The organism is Candidatus Nitrosotalea sp. FS (assembly GCF_011319475.1).
In the GTDB taxonomy this organism is placed as follows: domain Archaea; phylum Thermoproteota; class Nitrososphaeria; order Nitrososphaerales; family Nitrosopumilaceae; genus Nitrosotalea.
The window spans coordinates 12485-13021 of sequence record NZ_RCMC01000181.1; the positions used below are offsets into that span (position 1 = coordinate 12485).

The 537-nt window shown below is 35.2% G+C and carries 1 protein-coding gene; it reads left to right on the forward strand.

Features of this window, described 5'->3' with window-relative positions; all coding sequences use genetic code 11:
* Window positions 1-511: hypothetical protein (locus DYY66_RS06670; protein ID WP_166287290.1), on the forward strand; the 511-nt coding region annotated here is incomplete at its 5' end.
* Between the last annotated feature and the right edge of the window lie 26 nt (window positions 512-537).

Below are 537 nucleotides of genomic sequence, written 5' to 3' on the forward strand. Positions count from 1 at the left end.
AATGTGTATTGCAGCAGGTGTCCTGATAGTAAAATTATCTAAGAAAATTCCAAGAAAACAGATTGCAAGCATGTGCATCATAGTTTCAGTTTTAGGAATTGGCATCTTTGGAATGATAAACCTTGTAGAGGTCATCACTACTGACATGACATCGGCACAGTATACTTCAATGTCGTACATACTAAATGATACCAAGTACACTAGCAATAAAATCATCTTTGCAGGACCTACATATTCATGGGTCCTCGATGATGTCTTTCACAAAAAGAATACATTTGTTTATTATTATGCGCTAACATGGACTACCAACCCAAACAAGTATGTGCTTTTATCAGATCCTCATCTTCATTTTGATTTCAGTCTAGGAAAACAGATTGCAGACCTGTACGATTCTACACATTTGGTACAATCGTTTAATGGAAGTTTATCAAGAATCAATACATCACATTATCCTTACCAAAATCTCTACTACACCACAGAGGGAAATCACTTGGAGATCAGAATAAAATAACACAAGCATGATAACATAAGATCAAG